Source organism: Hymenobacter plasmatis (assembly GCF_020711255.1).
Classification (GTDB): Bacteria; Bacteroidota; Bacteroidia; order Cytophagales; family Hymenobacteraceae; genus Hymenobacter.
In genome coordinates this window covers 1-26,621 of sequence record NZ_JAJFAW010000024.1, presented here as the reverse complement: position 1 = coordinate 26,621, position 26,621 = coordinate 1, and the positions used below count along the sequence as shown (strand labels likewise).

Sequence of the window (26,621 nt, the reverse complement as noted above, 5' to 3'; positions counted from 1 at the left end):
CGGCCGCAGAAAAATATCACGCTGGGCATATCAGTCGGGCGGGTGGGAGCCCGCCCGTATTCCAAGGCCTATTCGGTAGAACTTCTTTGGTAAAGTGATTTCTGGGGAACTTAGTACAACAGCATATCCATAATCAGCTATTCGCTTCATTACCATTAGCTAACCAGGATTTAGCCCGGATAAGTAGGGCCAGGCATACAAAAAATACTGACCCAATTTTGTCGGCTTCCACCAGCTCGTTGAGGGTGAGGTGGAAGATGATGATGACCAGGGAGAGCGAGCTGGCCAGCACCACGCGGCGCACTTCGGGCTGGTGCTGAGCTCGGTGGTAGAGCCGCTCGGCCTGCAGCAACGCCGTGGAGATAAGGATGACGAACAGCATAAACCCGGGGATGCCTTGCTCGGCCAGCTGCAGCAGGAAGTAGTTGTGGGTAGTCGATTTTTCGGGGTTGTCGCTCACGTAGGTGCGGAAGCTTTTCACCGTGTAGCGCTTGTATTCGGGGTAGAAGGTGGCGGCCCCGCTGCCCACCAGTGGCTTATCGGCTATCATGCGGGCGGCCGCTATCCAGCGGTACACCCGCTCCATGCCCGATACGTCCTGCAGCTTGTAGGTGGCCTCGAGGTGCTTCTCGAAGTTGTGGCCATTGAACACGGTGTGCTCGTAGTCGGGCGCGTACTCCATGAAGTGGTAGCCCCGGGCAAAGTAGCTCACCGTCACGGTGGCGCTCAGGGCCACGCCCAGCAGCAGCATCCGCGTGAGGCGCAGACGCATTGCCACATAAAACAGCCCAGCAATGGGCAGTGACAGCATCGACGCCCGGGTATAGGAAGTGAACAGCCCAAAGAGCAAAATGCCCAGCACCACCCGCCAAGCCAGGCGTCGGCCGGCGGTGTGGGCCGCCCGCATGGCCAACCACGCAAACGGCACCAGTAGCGCCAGCATGGTAGCGTAGATGACGTGGTTGCGAAAAAACGGGTGCACTGCCCAGTTGATGCCCTCGAAGCTGAAGCCTTTGGTGGCGTGGCGGCTGGCCACGTAAAGCACGCTCAGGCAGGCGCCGGTGGCATACAGGGCGGCAAAGCGCCAGGTGTCGTTGGGCCGCCGCACGATGAGCAGGGTGCCCAGCAAAAACGGCGTGATGTACCACACCTTCGCCAGCAGGTACTTCACGGACTTCACCTTGTCGACCGAAAAAACCGTGTCGGTGGCCGTCCACAAGAGCATCAGCGCCAGAATAATAATCAGTGGATGCATCCACTCGCGCCGCGGCAGATGCCCCGTGCGCAGCAGCAGCGCCAGCCCCACACAGGCCGTGAGGGCCAGCATCAGCGGCTCGGAGGGCACGTCCATGCTTAGGCTGCCAAACAAGCCGATTTCTTCGGAGAAAGGCAGCAGCAGAAACAGCAGGTAGTACAGGATGCGCCACTCCACCAGCGCCACCAGCGCGCCCACCGTCAGCAGCCCCGGCAGCAGCAGGGCCGGCTGCTGCCGGAGCGCGGCCGCCGCGCCGCCGGCCAGCAGCAGCAGCACAAAGCCCATGAAGAGCAGCTGCGGGCCCTCGAAAGTCCGCCGAAGCCGGTGCAGCAGCTCGGTCATGGGCGGGTTCACGCCGGTTGGGCCACCACCCGGGGCCGGTTGTACCGGTACAGCTCCAGCAGCGCAATGAAGACTACCGACAGCACGAACGTGAGCAGCACCGAGCCCAGCACGATGAGCGAGCGCACGGGCTTGGCCTTCTTGGTGGCCGGGTAGGCTTTCTGTACCAGGTATACGCTGGATATCCGGCCTTTAATACTCAACTCGGCGGTTTCGTAGGCCGAGCGGGCCGCGATGAGGCGGGTTTGCAGGTCGGTGACGCGGGTCGTGAACATGGTCACCGAGTCGGTGCCGCGCACGTAGTTTTCCAAGTTGAGCAGGTTGCCGCCATCGGCGCGGGTGAGGCCGCGCAGCACGCGCTTAAGCCCGACTACGTCGCCGCCGCTGCCCTCGGCCTTGCGCAGCGCCGCCTCGGTTTCGATGAGTTGCTTGGCCAGGTAGCGTCCCTGCATCTCGAGGCCGTAGATGCCGTAGCGGCGGCGCGCCCCTACCAGCTCGCGGCGGCTGCGCTCGAAGCTGGTGCTCAGGTATTCGTAGCGCTGGCGGTACAGGTCGAGCACGGTGCGGCGGTTTTCCAGGGTGAGCTGCTGGTTCACCGAGTCGATGACGTGCACCATGGCATTGGCCACGGCCGCCGCCAGGTTTTTGTCTTTGTCCATGAACGCCAGCTCAATGGCGTCGCGCTCGTTGTGCACAATGCTGAGGTTGCTGTTGAACTCGCTCAGCACGTAGTTGTCGCTGGCATCGTCGCCGGGCGTGCCGGCCTTGTAGTGCTTATAAAGGTCAAACTTGCGGATAATCTGCTCGGCCACCGGCTGCGACTCGCCGATGGTGATGGCGCGGTCCAGGTCTTCGGCCCGGCCGCCCAGCTCCAGCTTGCTGCGCACTTCCACGTTGTCCTCGAGCAGGCGGTCGGGGTCGGCCGTCTGTGGGTTGGTGGGGATGAAGATGGCCGTGGAGCGGTAAATGTTGGGCAGCAGCAGCGCCACCACAATGCTCACCACCGCGGCCAACGCCACGGCCCCGGCCACGAAGTACTTCCAGCGGTTGATAATGGGGCCCAGGCCCACCAGCGAGAAAGAAGGTGCAGACATACAATGAAGAAAGCCGCTTGCCCCGCCTGCCTAATTATTGGGCGCGGAGCGGGGGAGGGGCGAGCAAAGATAGCCGGAAAAAGGCCCCGTGCGCCCCCATGCGCGGCTGGCCCGGCGCGGTGCGTAGCTTTGCGATTCTGGCGCACGGCGCAGGTTATTTTCTCTCGGTTTTAGCACCCTCGTCGGCATCAAACGGTTTTTTGGCAATATCAGCTTCGTCGTCCTGCTCAACCTGCTGGTAAAACCCGGCTGGGTGGTGGTTGAAAACCTGGTGCAGGACCGGCTCGGCCATGCCACGTTTGGCCTCATCACGGCGCTCTCGGCCCTCACACTGGTGGTGGCTGCCCTGTCCGACCTCGGCCTCACGCCCTACTCCGTGCAGCGCGTGGCCGCCGAGCCCACATTCATGGCCGAGACCTTTCCCACGCTGCTGCCCCTGCGCGGTGCCCTCAACGTCGTGGCGCTGGCCGCCATGCTGGGCGTGGGCTGGGTGCTGGGCTACCGCGGCTCGGAGTTGGTGCTGCTGGCCGCAATTGGCATTGCCCTGCTACTCACGCAGTACGGGCAGTTTCTAAGGGGCACCCTGCAGGCCCACCAGAAGTTCAATACCGATGCGGTGCTCTCGGTAGTGGAGAAGTTTGTGCTGCTGGGCGCCGTGCTGGTGCTCCTGCCGGTGGGCCTCACGCTGCCGCGCTACGTGGGCGCGCGGCTGGGCGCGGCGGCCTTCACCACGGTGGTGCTCTATGGGCTGATGACGCGCCTGTTTGGCCGCGTGAAGTACCGCTGGCAGAGCCACGTGGCCAGCACGGCCCTGCGCGCCAGCCTGCCCTTCGCCCTCATGACCCTGCTCTACGGCGTGAACGAGCGCATCGACATGGTGATGCTCGAGCGCCTGGCCTCGCCCACCGAGGCCGGCTACTACGCCGGCGCCTACCGCTGGGTTGATGCCGTGATGATGTACGCTTGGACGGTGCTACCGCTATTTTTTGCCAAGTTTGCCAGCGTGGCCCGCGATGCTTCGGCCCAACGCCAGCTGCTCTGGTTTGGGCAGCGCGTCCTCACCTTGCCCTTGCTGTTTGTGGTGGCCTTTGTGCTGTTTCGGGGCGAGGTGCTGTTCTGGCAGTTCAGCCACAGCACCCCCGCCGAGGTGGCTCGCATGACCTGGTGCCTGAAAATATTATTCATCAACGTGCTGGTGCACGCCTTTTTTGCCATCTACAGCACGCTACTCACCAGCACCACCCACGAGCGGGCCGTGAGCTGGCTGGTGGCCGGCAGCATTTTCCTCAACATTGGCCTGAACCTGTTTTTGCTGCCCCGCTACGGCGCCGTGGCCGCCTCGCTCGATACCTTGCTGTGCGCGGCGGCCGTCTCGGTGGGCTACCTGGTGCTGGTGGCGCAGCGCACCGGCGTGGGCGTGCCGTTTCGGCTGCTGGCCCGGCTGCTGCTGGCCTTCGGGCTGCTGTGCGGGGCGTGGTTTATGCTGCAGTTTGGCTTCAGTAAAGCCCTGAACTGGTGGCTCGAAGCTGGAGTGATGGCCGTTGTCTTTGGGCTGATTGTGCTGGGGACGGGGCTGATACGCCGCAGCGAAATCATGGCCCTGAAGCGGTAAACACCGAACAACCAACTCCCCTCCTTAGTAAGGAGGGGACGCTCAACTGCCAAGTTGAGCTGGGGTGGTTGCAATCGTTGAACGATGGCGGAACGACTCGCCCTGAACTTCCTGCAATTCGTTCAACGTCCACAACCACCCCCGTTTCAGCCCAAGCTGAAACATCCCCTCCTTGGTAAGGAGGGGAGCTTTTTTGTTCAATTCCATTTTTGCTTCCGTGCAAGTCGCTGTCAATACCCGTTTCCTACTGCCGGGCAACCACTTGGAAGGCATTGGCCGCTTCACGTACGAGACGCTGCGGCACCTGGTGGCGCAGCACCCCGAGGTCACGTTTCACTTCCTGTTCGACCGGCCTTTTGACGTCCGCTACCTGTTTGGGCCCAATGTGGTGCCGCACGTGCTGTTTCCTCCGGCCCGGCATCCGTTGCTGTTCGTGGCGTGGTTTGAGGGAGCGGTGGCGCAGTGGCTGGCCCGCCACAAGCCGGCGGCCTTTCTCAGCCTCGACGGCTTTACGACCCTCAACACCCGCGTGCCCCGGGTAACGGTCATTCACGACCTGGCCTTCGAGCATTATCCGCACGATGTAGGGCTGCTGCAGCGCAAGTACTACCACTTTTTCTCGCCCCGCTTTGCGCGGGCCTCCGAGCAACTAGTGGCCGTATCGGAAGCCACCAAGGCCGACATTGTGCAGACCTATGGCATCGCGCCGGCTAAAATCAGGGTGGCGTACAACGCGCCGGCCACCCAATTTCAGCCCCAGCCCGAGGCCGCCCAGCGCGAAACCCGGCGGCGCTTCAGTCACGGCCAGCCGTACTTTTTGTTTGTGGGCGCCTTGCAGCCGCGCAAAAACCTGGGCCATTTGCTGCAGGCATTCGACTCATTCAAGGAAAATGGCGGGCCCGACGTAGCCACCGCGCAGCTGCTCATCGTGGGCCGCAAAGCCTGGAAAGCCGGCCCCATTCTCGACGCCTACCAACGGATGCGCCACCAGACCTCAGTGCATTTCACCGGCCGCGTAGCCGACCCGGAATTGGCCAGCCTCTACGCGGCGGCCCTAGCCACGGTGTATGTTCCTTATTTCGAAGGCTTTGGTATTCCCATCGTTGAAGCGCAGGCCAGTGGCTGCCCGGTGCTCACGGCTGGCGTCAGCTCCATGCCGGAGGTGGCCGGCGATGGCGGCGCCCTGCTGGTTGACCCGCACAAGGTGGAAGATATTGCCAGCGGCCTCACTCGCTTGTGGCAGGAGCCGGAGCTGCGCCAGCAACTCATCACCCAGGGTCATCAGAATCTGAGCCGCTTTTCGTGGGCCCGAAGCGCCGAGGTACTATGGGAAGCTGTTAACGCTTCGCTTAATGAAGAATGAGGAATTAGCCCAACGACCAATTCTTCATTCCTCACTCTTCATTGAGCGAAGGGTTCCTCATTAAGATAAGCGAAGCGTTACTTTTGCCTTTCCTTATGGCCCGTTTGCATCCTTACAATTTTGCCCATGTGCTGCTGCCGCAGCTGGCGTGGCGCCGGCCGACATCGGTGCGCCGCGAGCTGAGCGACCCTTATCTGGCGCGTGAGCTGCTGCATTATGTGTGGGACAAAGCTGCCGAAAACCTGGCTCCGGCCGAGAAAGTGGCACCCAAAGGCCTGCGCCTGAGCTGGCACGAAGTAGCTGGGCGGGTCACGGCGCTGTTTCACCTGCCGCCGCCCCAGGCCACCATGGAGGCGCATTATTCGGCCCTGGTGTATGAGGAGGATGAGGACGCGGCCGAAACCGAAGCCGAAGAAAAACGCCCCCGCTACTTCACCTTGGAAGCTACCCTGGGCCTGGCCGGTCCTGCCGGCACGCCCACCGAGGTAGGCGAATGGGCCGGCGAAGTGCACCGCCACCTGGGCCGCGGCCCGGCCGCCGGCCAGCCCAATACCCTCACGGCCTTCCTGGAAGCATTGGCCACGGTGCTGGGCCCGCTGCCGCCCGAAACGGAAGTGCCGTTTATGCGCGTGGTGCGCTCCTGATGCGCATGGGTTCCCGGCTCGATGCGGCCTTGCTCACGCGCCCGCCCCGGCTGCTGCATGCCCTGCTGCCCGGCTGCGAATGGACCGGCCCCAGCACCACGCCCACCGGCGCCCCCGTGGTGTACCTGACGTTTGACGACGGCCCTATTCCCGACGAAACGCCTTGGGTACTGGAGCAGCTGGCTGCTTTCCGGGCGCAGGCCACGTTTTTCTGCGTGGGCCAAAACCTGGAGCGCTACCCCGACATTGCCAGCGCGGCCTTCGCTGCCGGGCACCGGGTGGCCAACCATACCCACCACCACCGCAGCGCCTGGGCCACACCCCGCCCCGGATATTTGGCCGACGTGGCCCGCTGCCAGCAGGTCTTGGCCGAAATTGGGCTGAATGCGAATGGCGAAACGGGACTGGTGCCTGCATTTTCAGCTCCACTTTTCCGGCCGCCTTATGGCCGGCTGAGCTGGCCCTTGCTGCGGGCTCTGCGCCCGGAATATCGGGTGGTGATGTGGTCGGTGCTCACCCGCGACTACGACCCCGACCTGAGTCCGGAAAGCTGCCTGCGCTATACCCTGGCCGCTGTGCGGCCCGGCGATATACTCGTATTTCACGACAGCCACAAGGCCAGTGCGCGGCTGCGCTTCGTGCTGCCGCGGGTGCTGGCGCACCTGGCCGAGCAGGGCTTTCAGTTCCTCACGCTGTGAGCGGGTTCTTGCTCAGCATCCTCCTGGTTTTTCTGGCGCTGTGGCTGCTGGGCATGGCTTATACGGCCGGGCGCTTTGCTTCCCGGCGCGGTGCTGCGCCAGCCGGGCTGCTGCCGTTGCCGCTGCCCCGCGTGAGCGTGCTCGTTGCGGCGCGCGACGAAGAAGTGGCCTTGCCGCGCTGCCTAGCCAGCCTGCGGGCGCTGCACTACCCGCCCGAGCTGCTGGAAATTCTGGTGGGGGACGATGCCAGCACCGACCGCACCGTCGCCGTGGCCGAGGCTGCCATGCTGGGCTTCGCTGGTCAGTTTCGGGTGGTTTCCATCTCCGACACAATGGGCGCGGCCCGCGGCAAAGCCAATGTGCTGGCGCACCTGGCCCGCCACGCCACCACCGATTATTTCTTCATCACTGATGCCGATATCAGCGTGCCCCCGACCTGGATAGCGGCGCTGCTGGCGCATACGGCACCGGGCGTGGGCACCGTCACGGGCATCACGGCCGTAAGTGGGCCGCGGCTATTTCATCAGCTGCAGGGCATCGACTGGCTGCTGTCGCTCAGCATGGTGCAGGTGGTCAGCGATATGGGCCGGCCCGTAACGGCCATGGGGAACAACATGCTGGTGACCCGCGCCGCCTACGAAGCCACGGGCGGCTACGAAGCGCTGCCCTTTTCCGTGACCGAGGATTTCGCCCTTTTCCAGGCCGTGCTAGCGCGGGGCTTCAGCTTTCGGCAAGTGTTCAACCCAGAAGTGCGGGCCGATTCGCTGCCCATCCCCACGTGGCCAGCCCTGATGAAGCAGCGCCGCCGCTGGCTGCGCGGCGTGGAGGCGCTGCCGCTGCGCCTGCGGCTGGAGCTGTTGTTTTTCAGCGGCTTCTGGCCGGCGCTGGTGGCCGTGTCGGCGTTGGGCTGGCCGGCGCTGGCGCTTGGCGTGTGGGGGCTGAAAGTGCTGGTCCAGGGTGCCCTGGCGCACTTTGCGCATCGCCGGGCCGGTGCGCTCTTACCTTGGCAGCTGCTGCCGTTGTTTGAGTTGTATACCCTGGCGTTGACTATCAGCCTCGTAGCGTTCCGGGTGTCGGGTGGTGCAGTGGTCTGGAAGGGCCGGCGCTACGAGTAACTGGTGCGGCTAAAGCTCCCACTAAAGCAATTCACCCGGCTCAACCTGCTGTCATTGAGCAGTTGAGTCGGGCGAAAGACAAGGAGGAGTAACTGAGCCTATGGCTTGGCTTTTTCAACCACCACTAATTCAATATCAACAAGGTCAGTGGGCTGGTTGGGACGCATAACGGGCTTGGGGTTGATGCCAATTTTAGCTGGGTCAAACTGCCCCTGTTGGGCCAGAATACGCTGCGTTTCGATAAGGTTGGCCCGGCTGAATGGCTCGCCGGTGCGCAGCGGAATCATGTTGAGCAGCGCTGTGGTCGGTGTTTTGGTATTGCCCGAAACTATGATGGTGCCTAAGTCAGCTTTGCGGCCTTCATTAATGGTGAAGGCGAGGTCGGTGGTGCCATTTGGCTGGCGCGTGGCTTTGGGACTCACCGAGAAAAATAGATAGCCGTGGTCCATGTAGCGGGAGGTGATGTCGCCGCCTCTGGTGCCGAAGCTCAGGCGCCGCGCTACTTCAAGCGAGTCGTAGGCGTCGCCGGGTTTCAGGCCCAGTGCTTGGCTCAGCTCGGCCGTGGATAAGTACGTGTTGCCCTGCCAGCTGATGCGGCCGATGGGCCGCGCCGAAGGCGAGGAATAGAACGCATCAGCGGGCGAAGTGGCAACCGGGACATCCTCCGGCGTGGGCGAGCCGGCGCAGGCCGTGGCCACCCAGGCAAAGGCGAATACGGGCAATACCAGCAGAAAACGGAGCTTTTGCATGGGGCGGGAACTGGGTTGGGTAAGCATGTGGATGCGCAGAAAAAGTTGTTTGTTGGAGAAAGCGTGAACCAGGGCGAAGGGCAGCTGCTGGGAAGCCAGCTTTATCAGCAGCTCGCCGTAGGTAGTGGGGCTGGGCTGCGTGCGCGCCACGGCCTCATCGGCGAGAAACTCGTGCACCGCCTTGAGCTGCCGGCCGAAGTAGGGCAGCAGGCCATTGAACCAGAAGACCACGCCCAGGGCCTCCACCACGAGCAAGTCCAGGGTATGCCGCTGCCGAACATGCACTTGCTCGTGCAGCAGGAGCTGCTCGCGCTCGGCGTCGCTCAACCTGTCGTGCAGCGGCGAGAGAAACACGTGCCGGCCAAAGGAAAACGCCGGCAGGCTGGGCTCGGGCAGATGCACGATGGAGAAGCTGCCCAGGTTGGTTTGGGGGTGGCGCCGGGCCAGGTCGGCCAGCGCCCGCAGGTTGCGAACGGCGGCAATGAGCTTATACAGCGCGCCCAGTGCGTAAATACCCAGTAGGCTGAACATCAGCACCTCCACAATGTCTAGCGAAGCAGCCGCGGGAGCCGAGGCACTGGCGGCAGCTTGGGCCATTTGCCAGCTCAACCGAAACGGCAGCGGCTGCCCGGCCGCGGCATCAGCAGAGTGAGCTAAAAACCCGGCCAGCCCGGGAAATGCCAGGAAGGGGAGGAGCACGCTCGCGGCCAGGGCCCCGAGCAGGTAAGCCCGGTTCCAGGCGAAGTAGGTGAGCCGGGCCAGCAGCAGGCGGTAGGTGAGGGCAAATACCGCCAGGCAGAAGCTGGCCTCGGCCAGATACAGGAGGGTGCTAGTGAGCATCGCCGTCGGGTTTGGTTGGGTTTTCGGAATCGTGGAGCAGGTCGAGCAGCTGCTGCTTTTCTCGCTGGCTCAGGGTTTCCTCCACCATGAAAGAGACCAGGGCCGTGGGGGAATTGTCGAAATATTGAGCCAGCATGCGCTTGAGGCTGGCTGCCCGGTACTCCATTTTGCTGATGAGCGGGAAGTACTCGTAGGTCTTGCCGTAGGCTTTGAAGCCCACGTAGCCTTTGCGTTCCAGGATGCGCACCACCGACGAAATGGTGTTGTAGGGCGGCTTTGGCTCGTCGGGTAGGTGCTCAATCACGTCTTTCACGAAAGCCTTCTTCAGCTTCCACAGCACCTGCATGATGCGCTCCTCGGTCTTGGTTAAATCTTCCATGATTCAAATGTATAACGGATGATTCAGTTTATAAACTTATTTATCAGTTTTGAAACGTAATGATACGTTTAATGGCTGAATTGAGCTAAAAAGGAAGATAATTGAGCTGAATTTGTGGTGGCCCCGTTGCGCTGCCGACCTTTGCCCCACCATGCACATCACCGATTCCCACGCCCACCTCTACTCCGAACAGTTTAAGCCCGACCGGCTCGACGCCCTGCGCCGCGCTCAGGAGGCTGGTGTGCGTACCATCGTAATGCCGAACGTGGACCACAGCAGCATCGACGCCATGATGGAGCTGGAGGCCCAAGCGCCCGAAACTTGCTTTGCCATGATGGGCCTGCACCCGTGCTCGGTCACGCGCAGCTTCGAGCAGGACCTCTATGAGGTGGAGACTTGGCTAGGCCGCCGGCCTTTCGCCGCCGTGGGCGAGGCCGGCCTGGACCTGCACTGGGACAAAACCCTGCTAGCCGAGCAGCAGGAGGCGCTAAAAATTCAGCTGCAGCTAGCCAAAAAGCACAACCTGCCCATCGTGCTGCACACCCGGGAAGCTTTCGCCGAAACCGTGGCCTTGGTAGAAGCGGCCCAGGACGGCACCCTGCGCGGCGTGTTCCACTGCTTTTCGGGCACGCCTGAGGAAGCCGAGCAGGCCATCAGGCTGGGCTTTATGCTGGGCATCGGCGGCGTGGCCACCTTCAAAAACGGCGGGGCCGATAAGGTGCTGCCCGGCATCGACCTCAAGCATCTGCTGCTCGAAACCGACTGCCCATACCTGGCACCAGTACCCCACCGCGGCAAGCGCAACGAGCCGTCTTACCTGCCCTTCGTGCTGCGCCGCGTGGCCGAGCTGCTGGGTAAAGACGTGGAAGAAGTAGCCGAAGCCACCACGCGCAATGCCGCGGCGCTATTCAACTTGTAGCCGCTGAGGCATTATGAAGCTGTGTTTGGGCGGGCTTGCAGCGCGGGGCGAACCGGAGGTCGGCGTAGCCAAGTATCTCACGCGCCTCTTGTCATGCTGACGCAGGAGCATCTTCTCACGTCCGGACGAATTGTTCACCGGTGATAAGATGCTTCGCTGCGCTCTGCATGACAGCCGATTATCGGCAGCCTAGTGAATTATGAATTATTGCCCCGAGCGAGGTATATGGTTACGCCGACTTTCGGTTCGCTGTGCTCGGCATGATGGTCGGTACAGCTTCAATAAAAAAGGGCGGACGGCTTGGTAGCCATCCGCCCTTTTTACGGCATAGGTTTATCACGCTTTGGCGGTAACTGCTTTTTCAAATTCGGTAAGCAGGGCCTCAATCTGAGCCGCGTAGCCATTTATTTGGTCGAGCCCGGTGCGCGACTCTTCGATGAGCCCGCGGGAATAGCGGGCGGCCAGGTCCCGGCCGGTGTGCAGCATTTGCTGCAGCACCCGCTCAATTTCGCGCACCTCGGGGTAGGCCCCATACGTGGGCTTCACCGCGGTTTGCAGCCACTGGCCGAGGGGGTTGTCGTGAATAGAAAACAGTTCCGGCTCCGCTGCACGTACCCCGTAGAGCACCGAGCGCAGCCGCGACTTAAACAAGACCTGCTTTACGCGGGCTTGTTGAAAGTCGAAAGAAGTAAGGGCCATTCGGGAAAGAGGTAAGCGGAAATTGCAGAAAAAGGAGGGGAGCTAGCGAAGAAGGCAGCCATCCACTTATTGAGGGGTGGCGCCGGATGCATTGCGCAGCTGGTCGAGGGCTTGGTGGGCCAGCACCAATTCGGTCACTTCAAAGGCAAACACCATGATGCCGGCCGGCTGGTCGTTTTCGCGGAACTGCTGGTAGATGAAGTTGAAGTAGGAATCTTGGAGCTGCTTGCTGGCGTCGCGCTCCAGTTGCAGCTTTAGCTCGTTGCCGTAGAAGGTTTCGCCGGTTTGGTACACCTTATCCAGAATGCCGATGATGCCCTGGTCTTTGACTTCGGGCATGATTTCGGCTACCATGTGGCCCACCAGCTCCCGATGCGGGAAAATCTGCTGGTACACCGGGTTCACAAATTCAAACGTGTGCTCCGGCCCGCGCAGAATGCAAATCATGGCCGGCGCCTGCATAAACAGGTTGTGGAAGGTCTCGCGCTGGTTTTCAGATTTCTGGTACAGCTCGTAGGCCTGCTCCGATAGGGCGCTCTGCTGCTCGTTGGCTTCGAGCAGCTCCTCCACCATCTGGCGCTGCTCATGAATCTCGATGGCGCCGCCCACCCACATGGTGATTTCGCCCTCGGCGTTGCGGCGGGGGGTGGCCCGCACCAGTATCCAGCGGTACTCGCCGTCGTGGCGGCGCAGGCGGTATTCTACCTGGTACAGGTTGCCGCTTTCCACGGCCTCTTTCCAGGCGTTGAGCACCCGGTCGCGGTCTTCAGGGTGGATGTTGGTGCTCCACTGCCCGCCCACTTCCTGGTCCATGGTGCGGCCGGTGAAGGCCAGCCAGCGGGAGTTGAAATAGTCGCGGTCGCCATCGGGCTGCGCCGTCCAGATGGATACGGGCAGGCTTTCGAGCACAAACCGGGTGCGGTCGTGGGCATCGGCCAGCGCCTGCTGGGCCTTGCTGGCTTCCTGCGCGGCGCGGTACTGCTCGGTTACGTTTTGGGTGCGCTGTAGGATGTACTGTAGCTGGCCTTGCTCGTCGAGCACGGGGTAGTGCGTGGCTTGCCAGTACATTTCCTCCAGCCCACCGCCTTGCTCGGCGGGCCGGGTCAGGTCGTAGCGAATGACCGGCATGGAGTGCGGCTCCAGGTGCTGGCGCACGTGCTCGTGCGAGGCGGCAATGATGTCGCCCTGGTTCTGGTCGACGGACGGATAGGCGTCGAACAGCGACCGGCCCACGGCTTCTTCGCGCGTCTTCATCGAGACGGCCACGTGGCTGTCGGTATTATCCAGGATAGTCGCATCCGGGGTCATCAGCAGAAAACTATCTGGCAATGAGCGAAATAAACGCTGATAATCAATGGGAGAATCGGGAGCTGTCATAGTTGGGGGTAGCCGCCAGGGGACAAGTTTGCGCCTTCAAAATGTGGACCGGATGAATGGCCCGGAAAACCTCGACCGTAAAGGTACTTTGGCGGGGTTGAATTGAAGGACGAAAGGGTGGGCCGGATAATGGTAGAACAACCACAAACGCCACTTTACCGCCAAAAAGCCAGCGGCTTTGGGAAAAATGGCTCATCCCGTGGGGGCTGCGTTTCATCCGGGCCATTCGCCGATTCGGCAACACAAAGTTGAGCCCGGGTAGGGGCACCGGGCACCTTTGGCTCAATCCTTACCCGCTGCCCCATGAAAACTTTGCTACTCCCGCTGCTCCTGCTGCTGAGCGCCTCCCACCTTGCCTCGGCCCAAACGGCGCCCGCTCCCCAGCCACTTAGCCGCTCCGTTACGCTCATCTCGGGCACGGTGCGCGACCACGCCGGCCAGCCACTGCCCGGCGTGAACGTGTTCCTGAAAACCACCTTCGACGGCGCCAGTACCGACTCGTTGGGCCGGTTCCGGTTCAGCACCGACCAGGCCGCCGGCGCGCTGCCGCTGGTGGTGAGCTACGTGGGCTACGAGCCGCTGGAGCTGCCCCTTACGCTGGGCCAGGGCGCCGTTTCCTTGCCCAATATCCGGCTGAAAGCCAACCGGGCCCAACTCGGCGACGTGGTGGTGACGGCCGGCGCCTTCGAAGCCAGCGACGACAAACGCTCGGCCACCCTCAAGCCACTCGATATCGTGACCACGGCTGGCGCCCTGGGTGACATTGCCGGCGCGCTGAACGCCCTGCCCGGCACCACGCGGGTGGGGGAGGAAGGCAAGCTGTTTGTGCGCGGCGGGGCGGCGTCGGAAACCAAAACCTACCTCGACGGCCTGCCCGTGCAAACGCCCTACGGCAGCGCGGTGCCCAACGTGGCCGCGCGGGGGCGGTTTTCCCCATTTCTGTTCAAAGGCACGGTGTTTAGCACGGGCGGCTATTCGGCCGAGTTTGGGCAGGCGCTGTCGGCGGTGGTGGCACTGAACTCGACGGACCTTGCGCCGGAAACCCAGACCGGTATTTCGCTTATGTCGGTGGGCGGCAGCCTGTCGCGCACCCAGCGCTGGGACCGGACTTCGGTGGCCGTCTCGGCCGATTACAGCAACCTCGCGCCTTATTTCAACCTCGTGCCCCAGCGCTTTGGCTGGGATAAGGCACCGCAGGGTCGGGGCGGCTCCCTCAAGCTGGCCCACCGCACCGGCCAGGCCGGCATGCTCAAGCTGTACGGCACCTTCAGCCAGCAGCGACTGGCCCTGCGCCAGCCCGATGCCCGCCCTGAGTTTGCCGCTGCGGGCCACCCCATTGCCCTGGCCAACGACAACGCCTACCTCAACGCCACCTACCGCACCCCGCTGGTGCGCGGCTGGAGCCTGAACACCGGCCTGGCCCTGACCCGCGACGACAACACCGTGCGCCCCGACGCCCAAACCGTGCTCGAGCTCGACCAGTCGGCCGTGGCCCGCGTGGTGCTCACCAACGACTCGGCCAGCACGTGGTTTAACCTGAAAATGGGCGCCGAAGCCTACGCCCAGCGCTACCGCCAGCAGTATCAGGGCACGGCCGATGGCCCCACCCAGACGCTGGGCGTGGACGAGCAGCGCGGCGCCGGCTTTGTGGAAAGTGAGCTGGTGGTGACCAACAAGCTCGCGGGCCGCGCCGGCTTTCGCACCGAATACTCGGTGCTGCTCGGCCGCTGGAACGCCGCGCCCCGCCTGGGCCTGGCCTACAAAACTGGCGAAAACAGCCAGGTATCGGCCGCCTGGGGCTGGTTTTACCAAAGCCCTACTACGGACCTGCTCCGCATCAGCAGCCAGCTCAAGTTTGAGCGTGCCGAGCACCTGCTGCTCATCTACCAGCGCATGGTGAAGGAGCGGACGCTGCGGGCCGAAGTCTACCAAAAAAACTACACCCAGCTCACAACCTTCGATGGCGCCCGGAGCTTTAACCCCGGCACCTACCAAAACGCCGGCGGGGGCTACGCCCGGGGCCTCGACGTGCTGTGGCGCGACCGCACCACGTTCAAGAAAGTGGACTACTGGGTGAGCTACGGGCTGCTGGACACCCGCCGCCAGTTCCGGGCCGACCCGGTGATGGCCGTGCCCACCTTCGCCGCCCGGCACAACCTGAGCGTGGTGGGCAAGTACTGGGTGCAGAAGCTCCACACGCAGGTGGGCTTCACGTACGGCTACGGCAGCGGCCGCCGCTACCACAACCCCAACCTGCCCGGCTACAACCAAAGCACCCTGCCCGCCTACCAGGACCTGAGCCTGAACGTGAGCTACCTCACCAACTGGTTTGGGCAGTTCACCATCGTCTACCTGTCGGCTTCCAATGTGCTGGGCCGCAGCAACGTGTATGGCTACAGCTACACCGGCTCCGCCGATGCCAACGGCCAGTTCCGCAGCGTGGCCGTGACGCCGGGGGCGCCCCGCATGCTGTTCGTGGGCGTGTTCATCTCCATCAACAAAACCAAGAAAGTGGACTTGAACGAGCGGCCCGAATAAATCCTGGAGCAATACAAAAAAGCCACTCTGCGCAAGCTGAGTGGCTTTTTTGCTTGGGCTGCTTGCTGCTCGCTCTTTCGGAGTTGCACTCATAGGCTACTTACTGCCGAACCGGTAGCGCAGGCCCAGCGCATTGGTATGGGTAAGGTAGGAGTTCGTGAGATAATAGCCTGGCGCCACCGCGCGGTTGATGGTGAAGTCGTAGGTCACCTCGAAGCGCGGCGTGATGCGGTAGCGCGCGCCCATGCCCAGCGTTAGGAGGAGCATGTTGTGGGAGTAGCGGTAGCCGTAGGGCGACGTCACGATGCTGCTCTGGACGCTGTCTGAGCGGGTGCCGCTGCTGCTGGATGCCCGGTGCTCCAGGGTGAGGCCGCCCAACGCATCGAACTGCAGGCGGTGGGCCGGATTGCGCGTGAGCGTGTAGCGGGCCAGCACCGACATCGAGGCATTGCGCCCGGTGTACCGGCCCGACATTTTGGAGTAACTCAGGACCGGGCTGCCGGTAGCATAATCATAAAAGTAGCCCGAGTTGGAGTAGCTATGGGACATGCCACTGTAGGCGAGGCCCACCTGCACCGCCAGCCGCGGGCGCCACTGGTAGCCCACCGTGAGCTGCACCGGCACCTGCACGCCGCCGAGGAAGCCCCGATTGCCCAGATGCTGGTAGTAGCTGCTGTAGGCGCCCAGCCCCACATAGAAGCGGGGCGCGGAGGTCGGGTCGGCGGTTTGGGCGAGGGTGAGAAGGGGAGTGCTGAGCAGCAAGCTGCTAAAGGCCGCGAGTCGGGATAAAAGCATCGGTAGGCTGGGAAAGTGATATGGATTGCGGGTATGATTCTGCTGGTGGGCCAAACGTTGCATGGCGCGCTTGGCCAGCGGTACGGTTTTCGGCGGAAGGTCATCCGCTGGTCGCGTCGCTTCATCGGCCTTAACCGACGCTTCAGTAACAGGGATTTTCGGCCGGCCCGGCCCGCTGCCACCTTTGAATCATCAACCACCGACAGGGATTTCACCTCATCTTAATCAGCTCAATTCCATTTAATCAGCTCAATTCCATGAAAACCACCATCCTCACCCTCGCCTTCGCTGCTGCTTCTTTTGCGGCTGTGGCTCAATCGCAGCCCACCGCTGGCTCTCCGGCCGCGCCCGCAGCTCAGGCCCCGGCCGATGCCTACACTGCCATGATGGCTGCCACCATTGCCGAGCAGGATGCCGCCCCACTGGCCGTCCTGCCCGCCACCATCGCCAAGCTGGAGCGCGCCGCCAGCGCCAAGCCCGCCGACTGGTTGCCGCGCTACTACCAGGCCCGTGCCTACGTCAAAATGGGCTTCGCCGCCAAGGATGGGGACGAGAAGGAGAAGTTCCTGGACCAGGCCCAAACCGCCCTCGACCAGGCCCAAAAGCTGCCCAGCGCCGACAAGGCCGAGGTGCTCGTACTGCAGGCCTACCTCTACCAGGCCCGCATCCAGGTCTCGCCGATGACGCGTGGGCCCGTCTTCACGGGCCGCGTGCACGAGGCGCTGGAACAAGCCTTGAGCCTCAGCCCCAATAACCCGCGGGCGCTGCTGGTGCTGGGCAACGACTTCTATTTCCGGCCCAAGATGTTTGGCGGCGGCGCCGAGGTAGCGCGCCCTTACTACGAAAAGGCCCGCCAAAGCTTCGCCACTTTCAAGCCCGCCACCGTGCTCAGCCCAAGCTGGGGCGAGAAGACTGTCACGGCTTTCTTGCAGCAAATAGCTGCCGAAGCAGCTGGCGGCACGGCCGCTACTAAATAGTCAGGGTTGTTCAAGGCTAACGGCGAATGCAAGTGAACGTCAATAATCGTCTGTCATGCAGAGCGCAGCGAAGCATCTTCTCCCGCCTGACCGTTCCTCGGCGATAAGATGCTTCGCTGCGCTCTGCATGACAGACGGTGCGGTAGGGATGCGTAGTCCCACTCTGCATGAACGGCTCAAGCACAACCCCTGAATGCCTTCAATTCCAGCCCAACGAGGCTTTTCATTTACTTTGATGGAACATTGCCCGCCTTTGCCCATGGCCCAGCCCAATTCTTCTGCCCGGTTTACCGTTGGCTACCTGCCCATTTCGGGCTCGTGGGTGAGCAAGTGGAAGGCGCTGCGGATACTGTTGCTTATCTCGGTGGTGCTCACGGTGTTGCTCAACCCCGGGTCGCTTACCAGTGTCAAAAGGCTGGCCATCACCTTCGCCATCACCTTCGCTTATAGCGGGGGACTGTGGTTTGTGAACGGCTACGCGGTGGACTGGCTCAACAGTCGCGTTTCCTGGGCCGAGCGGCCCCTGCGGCGGCTGCTGCTCACGGTGGCCACGGCAGTGGGCGGGTCGGTGGCAGTGATTCTGCTCATTCAGGCCGCCTTCCTCACGCTGATGGGCGACTCATTGGCGCTGCTCTGGAGCCCGCGTATGTACGGGCAGGTGCTGGTGCCGCTGGCCATCACCATCATCATTTCCCTGTTTAATCACAGCCGTTCGTTCTTCATGAGCTGGCGGGCGGCGGCCGTGCGCGCCGAGCGGCTGGAAAAGGAAACCGCCATTGCCCGGCTCGACTCCCTGCGCCGGCAGGTGGACCCGCATTTTCTGTTCAATTCCCTGAACGCGCTGACTTCGTTGGTGGAAGAAAACGACCCCGCCCGGGCTGTGCGCTTCATCCGCCAGCTCTCGCAGGTGTACCGCTACGTGCTGGATAGCGAAAGCCAGGAACTGGTGCCGCTGGCCGATGAGGTGCGCTTCGCCGAAAGCTACCTGTACCTGCAGAAGACCCGGCTCGGCGATGCCCTGGCCGTGGAAATGGACCTGCCGCCCGCCGCGGTGTCCCCGTTCTTCGTGCCGCCGCTGGCCCTGCAGCTGCTCCTCGAAAACGTCATCAAGCACAACACCGCCTTCCAGGCCGACCCGCTGCGGGTGCGCGTGACCATTGATGTGGCCGCCCACACCCTCACGGTGCGCAACACGCGGCGCCCCCGCCGCCTGGCGCCCGAAGAAAAGTCCGGCCTGGGCCTGAAAAACCTGGCTGCCCGCTACAGCTTCCTCACCAGCAAGCCGCTGGTGGTGAGCGAGGAGGCCGGCGAATTTGTAGTGACACTGCCACTTTTGACGCTGTAACTGATTATGACGCTCCGCGCCCTCATCGTTGAAGACGAACCTCTGGCCGCCCGTCGCCTGGCCGACATGCTGGCCCGCCAGCCCGAACCGGTGCAGGTGCTCGGCACGGCCGAATCGGTAGCCCAGGCCGTGGGCCTGCTCGAAAGCACGCAGCCCGCGCCCGATGTGCTGTTTCTGGACATTCACCTGGCCGATGGCCTTAGCTTTGAGCTGTTTGAGCGCACGCCGGTGCGCTGCCCCGTCATCTTCACAACGGCCTACGACCAGTATGCGCTGCAGGCCTTCAAGGTGAACAGCGTGGACTACCTGCTCAAGCCCATCGACGAAGAGGAGCTGAGCGCGGCCCTGCGCAAGCTGCGCGCCCTGCACAGCGCGGCACCCGCCGCGCCGGCCCCGGCCTTCGACCCGGCGCTGCTGGGGCAACTCCTGCACCAGATGCAGCAGGCCACGCCGGGTGCGGCTTACAAAACCCAGTTTGTGGTGCGGGTGGGCGAGCACCTGAAAGTGGTGCCCCTCAACCAGGTTGCCTATTTCTTCAGCCTCGAAAAAGCCACCTTCCTGCAAACCACCGAAGGCCGCAAATACGTGGTAGACTACACCATGGACCAGCTCGAAAACCTGCTGGACCCGCGCCGATTTTTCCGTTTGAACCGGGCGTATTTAGCCCAACAGACCGCCATTCAGGACATCATTCACTACACCAACTCGCGCCTGCAAACCGTGCTCAAGCCCCTGGCGCCCGACACCCAGGTGCTGGTGAGCCGCGAGAAAGTGAACGTGTTCAAGAGCTGGCTGGACCGCTAGCTAGCGGCTGAGCCGGCCAAGCATCATCCTTCGAGCCAGGCTTTCACGGCGCTGGCTTTTTCGCGGCTCACCAGCACGTCTTCGCTGGCGGCGGGGTGCAGCTCCACCAGCAGCTTGCCGTTGAAATGCGGATGCAGGCGGCGTACTGCCGGTAGTTGGGCAATGATTTGGCGGTTGAGCCGGAAGAATTGGGCTGGGTCGAGCAGGCTTTCCAATTGCTCGAGCGTGTAGTCGAGCACGAAGCGGCGGCCGTCTGCTGCCACCAGCGTGGTGGTCTCGTGGCGGCTGCTAAACCAGGCAATGTCGGCCACCGGCAGGGGCAGCAGCTGTTCTCCCTGCCGCACCAGAAACCTGGTTTTGTAGAGCCGAGGCAACGCATCGAGCAAACGCTCGATGCTTAATGAAGAATTAGGAAGGAGGAATGAAGAATTGCCAGACGATAATTCTTCATTCCTCCTTCTCAATTCCTCATTAAGCGCAGCGTCACGCTGTGCGTTCCGCTTGGCCAGGGCAGCTTGGAGCTCGGCCAGCTTCACGGGTTTCAGCAGGTACGCAATGCTGTTGGCCTGGAAAGCGCGGATGGCGTAGGCGTCGAACGCCGTGGTGAAAATGACTGGGCTGGGCACCACGGCCTGCTCCCAAATCTCCAGGCTGAGGCCGTCGGCGAGCTGTATGTCGCTCAGGATGAGGTCGGGAGCGGGGTGGGCAGCCAGCCAGGCCAGGGCGCCGCTCACGGTATCGAGCACGGCCACCACTTGCGCCTCGGGAGCTGCTTGGGCCAGCAGGCGCTGGAGGCGCTCGGCGGCGGGGTACTCGTCTTCGAGGAGCAGGATGGTCATGGCGGGATTAGAGCAGCGGCAATTTCACCACGAACTTGCCTTCCGGCTGCTCAATTTGCACGCAGTGCGCGGCGTTGAGCAGCTGGTAGCGCTGCCGCACGTTGGCCAGCCCCGTGCCGGTGCCCGGCGCCAGGCCAGCCGAGCGGGGCCGCAGGGTGTTTTCAATGAGGATGAAATCGGGCGCCTCAGGGGTGGCCGTGAGGCGCAGGTGCAGCGGGTGCTCGCGCGAGGCCACGTTGTGCTTCAGCGCGTTTTCTACCAGGAGCTGCACGCTGAGCGGGGCCACGCGGCGGGCCAGGGCGGCCGGCGGCAGGCAGATTTCCACCACCAGATTGTCGCGAAAGCGGGCTTTGTGCAGCGCCAGGTACGTTTCGACAAAAGCTATTTCGTCGGCCAGCGGCACGGTGGGCTGGCCCTGGGCCAGCAGCACGTAGCGGTACATATCGGCCAGCTGCTCCACAAACTGCTGGGCGGGCGCATTACCGGGCTCGATGAGCGCCGACAAGGTATTGAGGTTGTTGAACAGGAAGTGCGGGTCGAGCTGGCTTTGCAGGGCGTCGAGCTGAGCCTGCGTGCTGGCGCGGGCCAGCTGGTCGGCGCGCAGCAGGTTGGCCTTCCACTGCTCGAAGAAATACCGGCTTTCGTACAGGGTGTTCACCACCAGCGTCGGCAGCAGGTTGAACCCAATGGCCTGGAGCTGGGCCGGCAGGCTATACGAAAAGTAGGAGGGCAGCACCGCGTGCAGTGGCACCCGCAAAACCACCGTGGCCGCGGCCGTAAACAGCACCGACAGCCCCACTAGGGCCCACAGCCGCTGCGCCGTTTGGCTCACGTGGGGCAGCCGGCGCAGCAGCCAGGCCCACAGTGCCCGGTTGCCGAGCCAGAGCGCCGCGGTGAAATACAGCGAGATGGCCCAATTGATGAAAAAATCGGCGGGCGAGGCCAGCAGGCGATGCAGCGGCGTCACCAGCAAGACAATCAAAATGCTCAGGGCGGGAATGCCGATGAGCTGGAAACGGCGGTCTTTCATGGAGTGGCCCTCGGCAAGCAGCGGCTAGGCGGCCACCATGGGCGCCGCGCGCCGCTGCCTGCGCCGATAAGTATACAGCATAAATCCCAGTGCCACCGCCGAGCCCAGCATAGACGGCAGAAACTGGCTGTAGGGCTTGTAGGCGCCCAGCACCGTGCCCGTAAAGGCCGAGAGCAGGGCCGAGTAGGTGCTCATCATCTTCCAGATGTGCTCGTAGAGCCAGGCCCCGCGCCGCCAGCGGCTCAGCCAGCCAAACCGGCTCAGGTCGTAGACCGTCATGGCTAGCAGCGTGCCGAGGGTGCTGTACATCACCACCGGCGACCACACCAGCGCAATGCGCGGCAGCAACGCCAGAAACGCCCCGGCCCCCAGCAAGAAAACCGCCGAAAAGACCCCGTCGCTCAGGGTGGGGCCGGTGGCGCGGGTGCGCAGCACCCGGTAGCCGGAGCAAGCCTGGTACACGCTCAGCATCACGATGACGGTGAGAAAGGGCCGGAAATTGAACACCGCCAGCCCCAGCACCGCCGTCACGAGCACCACCGTAGCCAGGACCAGAAACCAGCGCCCGGTGCGCACGTGCGCCGGCCCGCCCTTGGCCGTGAGCATGGGCGCCAGCCCCACCAGCAGCGCCAGCGTTCCAAACACGATGTGAACCAGGATATTGAGCTGATGAAGCGTAGCCATGACGAAAGGGTGCAGAAAAAGGCAGAGGGATGAGAATGGACGTGGCCCGAGGCGCGTGGTGCGGCGTTAGAGGGGCAGCAGCGGGCGGCCCGCCAGGGCCAGCGCAAATAGCCCGGCCACGCCCCCGGCGTAGAGCGCCGCGCCTACCCAGGTGAGCAGCACCGCCCGGCCCGGCACCCAGCGGCTGAGCGCCCAGCCCAACAGCGGCACCGCCTGCAGGGCGTGCATGCCCAGAAAATGGGCGGCGCGCAGGTCGCCGGCCCGCGTGCTCCAGCCCAGGCCGGGGAGTCCGGGGCCACCGTCGGGCGCGCCCACGGTATGCTGGTTGAAGTGAATCATGACCCCGCCAATGAGGCTGCCGACCACAAACAGGAGCAGGCCCAAACGGATGCCCCATACCGTGCCGGCCGCCCCCCGCGGCCGGTGCCGCCACACCAGCCACAGCGCCCAAAACGTCATAAGGGTGTTGACCATGATAAACCAGCCCATCAGCCCAAACAGCACGCCGCTCAGGGCCGAGCCGGTATTGTAGTGCGAGGTGGTTCCGCGGGCCGCCTGCCCCCAGATAACGGCCTGCTCCACCAGCATGCTCACGGCCACCCCCAGGCTGAGGCGGCGCACGCTGCACTGGGCATGCTCGGGCAACTTGGCCAGCAGCCAGCCCAGCGTCCAGGCATAGGCCAGGATGGACAGGGAAAACTTCAGCGGCTTCATCCACACGGGCAGGCCCGTGACCACGCGCGCATCAAAGGGCAGCAGCGCCAGGGCCAGCACGGCCAGGGCCAGGTTTAAGGCGCCGGTCCAGAACAGGGCAGGGTTGGCTTGCCGCAGCTGGGCCAGAAAATGAGGCGCGGCCCCCGAGTGGCGGGGCGCGGCCAGGGGAAGCAAGATGCTGGTCATGTCGTGGGCTGTGGGGCAGCGGTTAAGATTAAATAATCAGCGGCTCGCCTGTTCTTGGGCTAATACCGGCTCTGGGCTGGCCACTTTGGGCAGAAACAGCCGCCTGACGCCGCAGTACAGCCCAAAGCCCAGCGGCCCGAGCATGAACGTGGCCAGCAGGCACGGCACCAAGGCCCAGTGCGGCACGCCGCGCCGCTGCGCATCGCGGGCTTCCCAGGCGCCCACCCACATATCGAAGAGGTAGTGCACCCAGCCCGCCAGCAGCGCCCACGGCTCCCGAAACAGCGCCGCCACCTGGGCCAACGACCCAAACCCCGCCCCCGGCGCGGGGTGCACGAGCGTCTGGTAGCCAATGAGCACGGTGTAAGCCGCGGCCAGCAGCAGGGGCAGGGCACCGCGCAGCACCACGGCGTGGGTGCCCCGCCAGCGCGGGGCCAGCACCAGCAGGGACCAGCCCAGCATGGCTAGTAGGTTGGCTGCCTGGAATAAGGAGTCGGGAGAGAGCATGGCCAAAACTACCGAACCCGCCCCGCCGTTGCCAGCCCAAGCGCGGTGAAGCTGCCCAAAGCGCCGGTTAAGCAGCCGATAGCGGGGGTGAAGTGCGGCCCCAGCCCGCCCATATCCGGCTGGGGTGGAGCCTTTCCTCGTACTAGATGCTGGCCGTCCTCACAACCTTCGGCTCATTGGCTGTGTTTGGCCTGTGCTATGCTGTTTCCCTTGCGCTTCGTCGCGTTGCTCTGGCTGGCTGCCCTGGTGCCCGCCGGCAGCCGGGCCCAGGCCCCTGCCCCCGATTCGGTAGTGGGCCGGCGGGCGGTGCCGCGCATTCTGCACCGCCGCGTGGTAGTGCAGTACGACTCGCGCTATTCCATTCTAAACTACCATTTCACGACTATCAACGGCCTGAAGCTGGGCGTCGAATTCAAAAACCGGTTCCGGGCCGGCACGGCCATCTACTTTCTTAGCACCGGCGTGCCCACCCGCCAGGCCCGGCCCGAAAACGCCGCGGCCGATGCAACTGCCGACCTGCGCTTCCGCTACCTGGCCGGATACGGCGAATACGTGCTATTGGAAACGCCCCGCTGGGAGCTCAGCAGCAACCTCCAGCTCGGTTTGGGCTCGGCCTACGTGCTCTACAAAACGCCCGACGGCCACTCGCTCAAAACGCCCAAGCAATTTATGGGCGTGCTGGAGCCCTCCGTAGCGGCGCACCTGCGGGTGTTTCAGTGGGCCGGCCTGGGCGCTGGGGTGGGCTGGCGGCAGCCGGTGCTGGTGGCCGGCGCCATTCAGCGCGAGCTCAACGGCCCCGTTTTTTACCTGCGGGGCAAGCTTTTCCTCGGCGATTTGCTGAAGGTGGTGAAAAACAAGACGCCGCTTTTCACCCAGGAAGGCATGCGGAAAGGCTAGCGCGGGCTTGCCTTATTGCCCGGCCAGGTCCAGGCTGCGGAGCGTGGCGGGGCGGTCGAGCTTGCCGGTGGCCGTGGTTTGAAATTCGGGCACGTAGCGCAGTTGCTTGGGCTGCTCGTAGCGGCCCAGGCGCTCGGCCAGCAGGCCTTGCAGCTGCTTTTCAAGCGCAGGAGCCAGGGCCGAGCCTTCAACAAAAGCCGTGACGGCCTGGCCCAGCCGCGCGTCGGGCTGGCCGGCCACAAAGCAGCGGCGCGACTCCCCGATTTCGGCCAGGGCCACGTCCAGCACCAGCTCCACTTTTTCGGCCGGCACCTTCACGCCGCCGGAGTTTATCACAAAATCGGCCCGGCCCAGCCACTCGAAGGTGTGGGCATCGAGCAGGTTCACCTGGTCGTTGGTCACAATGAGCTGGTCGTCGGTTACGTCGCCGCGTAGGGTCAGGCAGCCGCGCTCGTCCTGCCCGGCCGCGATGCCATTGAATACCCGATAAGTTGAGCTGGCCTCGGGCCCGTTGAGGCGGCGCAGGGCCACGTGCGAGCAGGTTTCGGTCATGCCGTAGGTGAGGTACACCGGTACCCGGAGCGGCTGCAGCTCATTTTGCAGGGTCGTATCGGCCGGGGCACCGCCCAGCAAGATGGCCTTCATCTGGTTTAGGCGCGGGGCGAGGCCGGCGGCCAGCACCGCCTTGAGCTGCAGGGGCACAAAGGCCGCAAAGTCAAACTCGGCTTCGGGAGCCACCAGCTCAAACGGGTTGGCGTGCGGCTCCACGATGGTCAGGTGCATGTTGCGTTCCAGCCCGCGCACCAGCATCATCAGGCCCCCAATGTACTCGCAGTTTAGGCACACCAGGGCCCGGTCGCCGGGCCCGAGGTCGAAGAAGTCGCCCGTGCGTTGGGCCGATGCTTCCAGCTGCCGCCGCCGCAGCGCAATGGGCTGCGGGGTGCCCGTAGAGCCGGAGGTGGTCAGCTGAAATTCCTGCACGCCGTTGAGCCACTGCCGGATAAAGTCCAGCACCTTGGCTTCGTAGCCGTTCACCGGGGCCTCAAGCTGAGCGGGGTACTGTTGGATGGCGGCGTAGGAGAACTCGCGGCCGTTGAGCAGGAGGGAAGTGGGCAGGGCAGTGGTCATGGGGCAAAACTAGCGCTGCACGGCTGGGCAATGCTGCTGCACCGCGCCGTGCCCGCCCGCGCCGGAAACCGGGAGTAGCTCAGGCTTTCTTCTTTTTCGCTTTTTCCTGCTGCTCTTTGATGAACCGGTCCGTCATCTTTTCCAGGATAGTTAGGGTTACTGTGCCGTTGGAAAGCACCATGTCGTGAAAGGCGCGGACGTCGAAATCGGCTTGCAAGGCGGCCTCTGCTTTGCGACGCATCTCCTTGATTTTTAATTCGCCCATTTTGTAAGCCAAGGCTTGTCCGGGCCACAAAATATACCGGTTGACTTCGGTGTTGACTTCAAGAAGGGAAAGGGCGGTATTGTCGGCCAAGTAGGTCACGGCCTGTTCCCGGGTCCAGCCTTTGGTATGAATGCCCACGTCAATTACCAGGCGGCAAGCGCGCCACATTTCATACGTCAAGCGGCCGAACAGGCTGTAGGGGTCCTTGTACATGCCCATTTCGTGGCCCAGGTATTCGCTGTACAAGCCCCACCCTTCGCCGAAGGCGTTGATGTATAACGTTCTGCGGAACTCCGGCACGTTGGGTAATTCCTGGGTTAAGGACTTTTGCAAATGATGGCCGGGCACGGCTTCGTGCAGCGTGAGTGATTCCAGCGTGTAAAGGGTTCTGTTCGGCAGATTAGAGGTATTTACCCAGTATTCTCCCGCTTGTTTGCTGCTGATAGGTGCCCCCGAATACCGGCCCGACGTGTAATTGGGCGCCAGATATTCGGGCACGGCCACCACCGTAAAGGGTTGCCGGGGCAGCTTGCCAAACAGCGCGGGCAATTTGCCCTCAATTGTTTTGGCAATAAAGGCAGCGTCTTTTAGCAATTCATCGCCCGTTTTGGGGTGAAATTGCGGGTCGGTGCGTAAAAAAGAGACGAATGCTTTAAAATCACCTTTGAATTTGACGTCGCGGATAACTTTATCCATTTCCGCTCTGATTCGACTTACCTCTTGCAAGCCAATTTGGTAAACCTCCTCGGAGCTTAGAGCCTGTTAAAATTTACGGATAAGGTGTCGAATGCTGGATAAATAGAGCGTTGCTTCGGCGCTGCTGGTC

Annotated in this window: 24 protein-coding genes and 1 pseudogene; 11 read left to right on the top strand and 14 right to left on the bottom strand. The window is 63.1% G+C overall.

Going from position 1 to position 26,621, the window contains the following annotated elements; all coding sequences use genetic code 11:
* Positions 1 to 133: 133 nt before the first annotated feature.
* Together LJ738_RS16285 and LJ738_RS16280 are read right to left on the bottom strand one after the other, a co-directional pair.
* On the bottom strand, positions 134 to 1,597 hold the full coding sequence (locus LJ738_RS16285; protein ID WP_227787449.1) for an O-antigen ligase family protein: 1,464 nt from the start codon (positions 1,595 to 1,597) through the stop codon (positions 134 to 136).
* A gap of 8 nt (positions 1,598 to 1,605) precedes the next feature.
* Positions 1,606 to 2,691, bottom strand: a complete 1,086-nt coding sequence (locus tag LJ738_RS16280) for a GumC domain-containing protein (RefSeq protein WP_227787448.1) — start codon at positions 2,689 to 2,691, stop codon at positions 1,606 to 1,608.
* A gap of 187 nt (positions 2,692 to 2,878) precedes the next feature.
* Between LJ738_RS16280 and LJ738_RS21535 the strand changes: the two genes are divergently transcribed.
* From LJ738_RS21535 to LJ738_RS16255, 5 genes are all read left to right on the top strand, one after another.
* Positions 2,879 to 4,303 carry an oligosaccharide flippase family protein gene (locus LJ738_RS21535; protein ID WP_227787509.1) on the top strand — a complete coding sequence of 475 codons (1,425 nt, stop codon included), beginning with the start codon at positions 2,879 to 2,881 and terminating at the stop codon, positions 4,301 to 4,303.
* 217 nt (positions 4,304 to 4,520) lie between these two features.
* Positions 4,521 to 5,666, top strand: coding sequence for a glycosyltransferase family 4 protein (locus LJ738_RS16270; RefSeq protein ID WP_227787447.1), 1,146 nt, complete (start codon positions 4,521 to 4,523; stop codon positions 5,664 to 5,666).
* 95 nt (positions 5,667 to 5,761) lie between these two features.
* Complete coding sequence (locus LJ738_RS16265; RefSeq protein ID WP_227787446.1) at positions 5,762 to 6,310, top strand: hypothetical protein; 549 nt, start codon at positions 5,762 to 5,764, stop codon at positions 6,308 to 6,310.
* 5 nt (positions 6,311 to 6,315) lie between these two features.
* The gene (locus tag LJ738_RS16260) at positions 6,316 to 7,008 is read left to right on the top strand and encodes a polysaccharide deacetylase family protein (RefSeq protein WP_227787445.1); all 693 of its coding nucleotides are present in this window, start codon (positions 6,316 to 6,318) and stop codon (positions 7,006 to 7,008) included.
* A complete protein-coding gene (locus LJ738_RS16255; RefSeq protein ID WP_227787444.1) occupies positions 7,005 to 8,123 on the top strand; it encodes a glycosyltransferase in 1,119 nt (372 codons plus the stop codon). Before LJ738_RS16260 ends, LJ738_RS16255 begins: the two co-directional genes overlap by 4 nt.
* 98 nt (positions 8,124 to 8,221) lie before the next feature.
* Here the strand turns inward: LJ738_RS16255 and LJ738_RS16250 are convergent, their stop codons facing one another.
* Both LJ738_RS16250 and LJ738_RS16245 read right to left on the bottom strand, forming a co-directional pair.
* Entirely contained in the window at positions 8,222 to 9,712 is a 1,491-nt protein-coding gene (locus LJ738_RS16250; protein WP_227787443.1) for a M56 family metallopeptidase, read from the bottom strand.
* Entirely contained in the window at positions 9,702 to 10,091 is a 390-nt protein-coding gene (locus tag LJ738_RS16245; protein ID WP_227787442.1) for a BlaI/MecI/CopY family transcriptional regulator, read from the bottom strand. The genes LJ738_RS16250 and LJ738_RS16245 overlap by 11 nt, the downstream gene beginning before the upstream one ends.
* Positions 10,092 to 10,242: 151 nt before the next feature.
* On the opposite strand from LJ738_RS16245, the gene LJ738_RS16240 reads away from it, so the two are divergent.
* Entirely contained in the window at positions 10,243 to 11,010 is a 768-nt protein-coding gene (locus LJ738_RS16240) for a TatD family hydrolase (protein ID WP_227787441.1), read from the top strand.
* A 336-nt stretch (positions 11,011 to 11,346) separates the two neighbouring features.
* On the opposite strand, the gene LJ738_RS16235 is transcribed toward LJ738_RS16240, so the two are convergent.
* A complete protein-coding gene (locus LJ738_RS16235; protein ID WP_227787440.1) occupies positions 11,347 to 11,709 on the bottom strand; it encodes a hypothetical protein in 363 nt (120 codons plus the stop codon).
* Positions 11,710 to 11,775: 66 nt separating this feature from the next.
* A complete protein-coding gene (locus LJ738_RS16230; protein ID WP_262907710.1) occupies positions 11,776 to 13,038 on the bottom strand; it encodes a PAS domain-containing protein in 1,263 nt (420 codons plus the stop codon).
* A 351-nt stretch (positions 13,039 to 13,389) separates the two neighbouring features.
* On the opposite strand from LJ738_RS16230, the gene LJ738_RS16225 reads away from it, so the two are divergent.
* Positions 13,390 to 15,624 (top strand): TonB-dependent receptor, encoded by a 2,235-nt coding sequence (locus LJ738_RS16225; RefSeq protein ID WP_227787438.1) that lies wholly within the window; start codon positions 13,390 to 13,392, stop codon positions 15,622 to 15,624.
* A gap of 96 nt (positions 15,625 to 15,720) precedes the next feature.
* Here the strand turns inward: LJ738_RS16225 and LJ738_RS16220 are convergent, their stop codons facing one another.
* Positions 15,721 to 16,419 (bottom strand): outer membrane beta-barrel protein, encoded by a 699-nt coding sequence (locus LJ738_RS16220; protein ID WP_227787437.1) that lies wholly within the window; start codon positions 16,417 to 16,419, stop codon positions 15,721 to 15,723.
* A gap of 257 nt (positions 16,420 to 16,676) precedes the next feature.
* Between LJ738_RS16220 and LJ738_RS16215 the strand changes: the two genes are divergently transcribed.
* The 3 genes from LJ738_RS16215 (at position 16,677) to LJ738_RS16205 (ending at position 19,545) form a co-directional block, all read left to right on the top strand.
* Positions 16,677 to 17,396 (top strand): TRAP transporter TatT component family protein, encoded by a 720-nt coding sequence (locus tag LJ738_RS16215; RefSeq protein ID WP_227787436.1) that lies wholly within the window; start codon positions 16,677 to 16,679, stop codon positions 17,394 to 17,396.
* A 259-nt stretch (positions 17,397 to 17,655) separates the two neighbouring features.
* Positions 17,656 to 18,741 carry a sensor histidine kinase gene (locus LJ738_RS16210; protein ID WP_227787435.1) on the top strand — a complete coding sequence of 362 codons (1,086 nt, stop codon included), beginning with the start codon at positions 17,656 to 17,658 and terminating at the stop codon, positions 18,739 to 18,741.
* Between the two features lie 6 nt (positions 18,742 to 18,747).
* The gene (locus LJ738_RS16205) at positions 18,748 to 19,545 is read left to right on the top strand and encodes a LytR/AlgR family response regulator transcription factor (protein WP_227787434.1); all 798 of its coding nucleotides are present in this window, start codon (positions 18,748 to 18,750) and stop codon (positions 19,543 to 19,545) included.
* Between the two features lie 23 nt (positions 19,546 to 19,568).
* Here the strand turns inward: LJ738_RS16205 and LJ738_RS16200 are convergent, their stop codons facing one another.
* The 5 genes from LJ738_RS16200 to LJ738_RS16180 all read right to left on the bottom strand — a co-directional run bounded on the left by LJ738_RS16200 (position 19,569) and on the right by LJ738_RS16180 (position 23,505).
* The gene (locus LJ738_RS16200) at positions 19,569 to 20,384 is read right to left on the bottom strand and encodes a LytR/AlgR family response regulator transcription factor (protein WP_227787433.1); all 816 of its coding nucleotides are present in this window, start codon (positions 20,382 to 20,384) and stop codon (positions 19,569 to 19,571) included.
* 7 nt (positions 20,385 to 20,391) lie between these two features.
* Positions 20,392 to 21,414: a sensor histidine kinase gene (locus LJ738_RS16195; protein ID WP_227787432.1), complete on the bottom strand. Its 1,023-nt coding sequence runs from the start codon at positions 21,412 to 21,414 to the stop codon at positions 20,392 to 20,394.
* 24 nt (positions 21,415 to 21,438) lie between these two features.
* Positions 21,439 to 22,098, bottom strand: coding sequence for a hypothetical protein (locus LJ738_RS16190; protein ID WP_227787431.1), 660 nt, complete (start codon positions 22,096 to 22,098; stop codon positions 21,439 to 21,441).
* 66 nt (positions 22,099 to 22,164) lie between these two features.
* The gene (locus LJ738_RS16185; RefSeq protein WP_227787430.1) at positions 22,165 to 22,998 is read right to left on the bottom strand and encodes a hypothetical protein; all 834 of its coding nucleotides are present in this window, start codon (positions 22,996 to 22,998) and stop codon (positions 22,165 to 22,167) included.
* Between the two features lie 36 nt (positions 22,999 to 23,034).
* Positions 23,035 to 23,505 carry an ABA4-like family protein gene (locus LJ738_RS16180; protein ID WP_227787429.1) on the bottom strand — a complete coding sequence of 157 codons (471 nt, stop codon included), beginning with the start codon at positions 23,503 to 23,505 and terminating at the stop codon, positions 23,035 to 23,037.
* 198 nt (positions 23,506 to 23,703) lie between these two features.
* On the opposite strand from LJ738_RS16180, the gene LJ738_RS16175 reads away from it, so the two are divergent.
* Positions 23,704 to 24,402 (top strand): hypothetical protein, encoded by a 699-nt coding sequence (locus LJ738_RS16175; RefSeq protein WP_227787428.1) that lies wholly within the window; start codon positions 23,704 to 23,706, stop codon positions 24,400 to 24,402.
* A 12-nt stretch (positions 24,403 to 24,414) separates the two neighbouring features.
* On the opposite strand, the gene LJ738_RS16170 is transcribed toward LJ738_RS16175, so the two are convergent.
* Both LJ738_RS16170 and LJ738_RS16165 read right to left on the bottom strand, forming a co-directional pair.
* The gene (locus LJ738_RS16170; RefSeq protein WP_227787427.1) at positions 24,415 to 25,530 is read right to left on the bottom strand and encodes an AMP-binding protein; all 1,116 of its coding nucleotides are present in this window, start codon (positions 25,528 to 25,530) and stop codon (positions 24,415 to 24,417) included.
* Between the two features lie 79 nt (positions 25,531 to 25,609).
* Positions 25,610 to 26,539: pseudogene (locus tag LJ738_RS16165) on the bottom strand (DUF885 domain-containing protein); the annotation flags it as partial.
* Positions 26,540 to 26,621 lie beyond the last annotated feature (82 nt).

Coding starts and splice junctions, on each gene's coding strand:
- LJ738_RS16195 (WP_227787432.1), bottom strand. CDS start 21,414: ATGAAAGACCGCCGTTTCCAGCTCATCGGCATTCCCGCCCTGAGCATT.
- LJ738_RS16260 (WP_227787445.1), top strand. CDS start 6,316: ATGGGTTCCCGGCTCGATGCGGCCTTGCTCACGCGCCCGCCCCGGCTG.
- LJ738_RS16245 (WP_227787442.1), bottom strand. CDS start 10,091: ATGGAAGATTTAACCAAGACCGAGGAGCGCATCATGCAGGTGCTGTGG.
- LJ738_RS16180 (WP_227787429.1), bottom strand. CDS start 23,505: ATGCTCTCTCCCGACTCCTTATTCCAGGCAGCCAACCTACTAGCCATG.
- LJ738_RS16280 (WP_227787448.1), bottom strand. CDS start 2,691: ATGTCTGCACCTTCTTTCTCGCTGGTGGGCCTGGGCCCCATTATCAAC.
- LJ738_RS16220 (WP_227787437.1), bottom strand. CDS start 16,419: ATGCTTTTATCCCGACTCGCGGCCTTTAGCAGCTTGCTGCTCAGCACT.
- LJ738_RS16265 (WP_227787446.1), top strand. CDS start 5,762: ATGGCCCGTTTGCATCCTTACAATTTTGCCCATGTGCTGCTGCCGCAG.
- LJ738_RS16185 (WP_227787430.1), bottom strand. CDS start 22,998: ATGACCAGCATCTTGCTTCCCCTGGCCGCGCCCCGCCACTCGGGGGCC.
- LJ738_RS16200 (WP_227787433.1), bottom strand. CDS start 20,384: ATGACCATCCTGCTCCTCGAAGACGAGTACCCCGCCGCCGAGCGCCTC.
- LJ738_RS16210 (WP_227787435.1), top strand. CDS start 17,656: ATGGCCCAGCCCAATTCTTCTGCCCGGTTTACCGTTGGCTACCTGCCC.
- LJ738_RS16235 (WP_227787440.1), bottom strand. CDS start 11,709: ATGGCCCTTACTTCTTTCGACTTTCAACAAGCCCGCGTAAAGCAGGTC.
- LJ738_RS16190 (WP_227787431.1), bottom strand. CDS start 22,098: ATGGCTACGCTTCATCAGCTCAATATCCTGGTTCACATCGTGTTTGGA.
- LJ738_RS16225 (WP_227787438.1), top strand. CDS start 13,390: ATGAAAACTTTGCTACTCCCGCTGCTCCTGCTGCTGAGCGCCTCCCAC.
- LJ738_RS16285 (WP_227787449.1), bottom strand. CDS start 1,597: ATGACCGAGCTGCTGCACCGGCTTCGGCGGACTTTCGAGGGCCCGCAG.
- LJ738_RS16215 (WP_227787436.1), top strand. CDS start 16,677: ATGAAAACCACCATCCTCACCCTCGCCTTCGCTGCTGCTTCTTTTGCG.
- LJ738_RS16240 (WP_227787441.1), top strand. CDS start 10,243: ATGCACATCACCGATTCCCACGCCCACCTCTACTCCGAACAGTTTAAG.
- LJ738_RS16170 (WP_227787427.1), bottom strand. CDS start 25,530: ATGACCACTGCCCTGCCCACTTCCCTCCTGCTCAACGGCCGCGAGTTC.
- LJ738_RS16205 (WP_227787434.1), top strand. CDS start 18,748: ATGACGCTCCGCGCCCTCATCGTTGAAGACGAACCTCTGGCCGCCCGT.
- LJ738_RS16250 (WP_227787443.1), bottom strand. CDS start 9,712: ATGCTCACTAGCACCCTCCTGTATCTGGCCGAGGCCAGCTTCTGCCTG.
- LJ738_RS16175 (WP_227787428.1), top strand. CDS start 23,704: ATGCTGTTTCCCTTGCGCTTCGTCGCGTTGCTCTGGCTGGCTGCCCTG.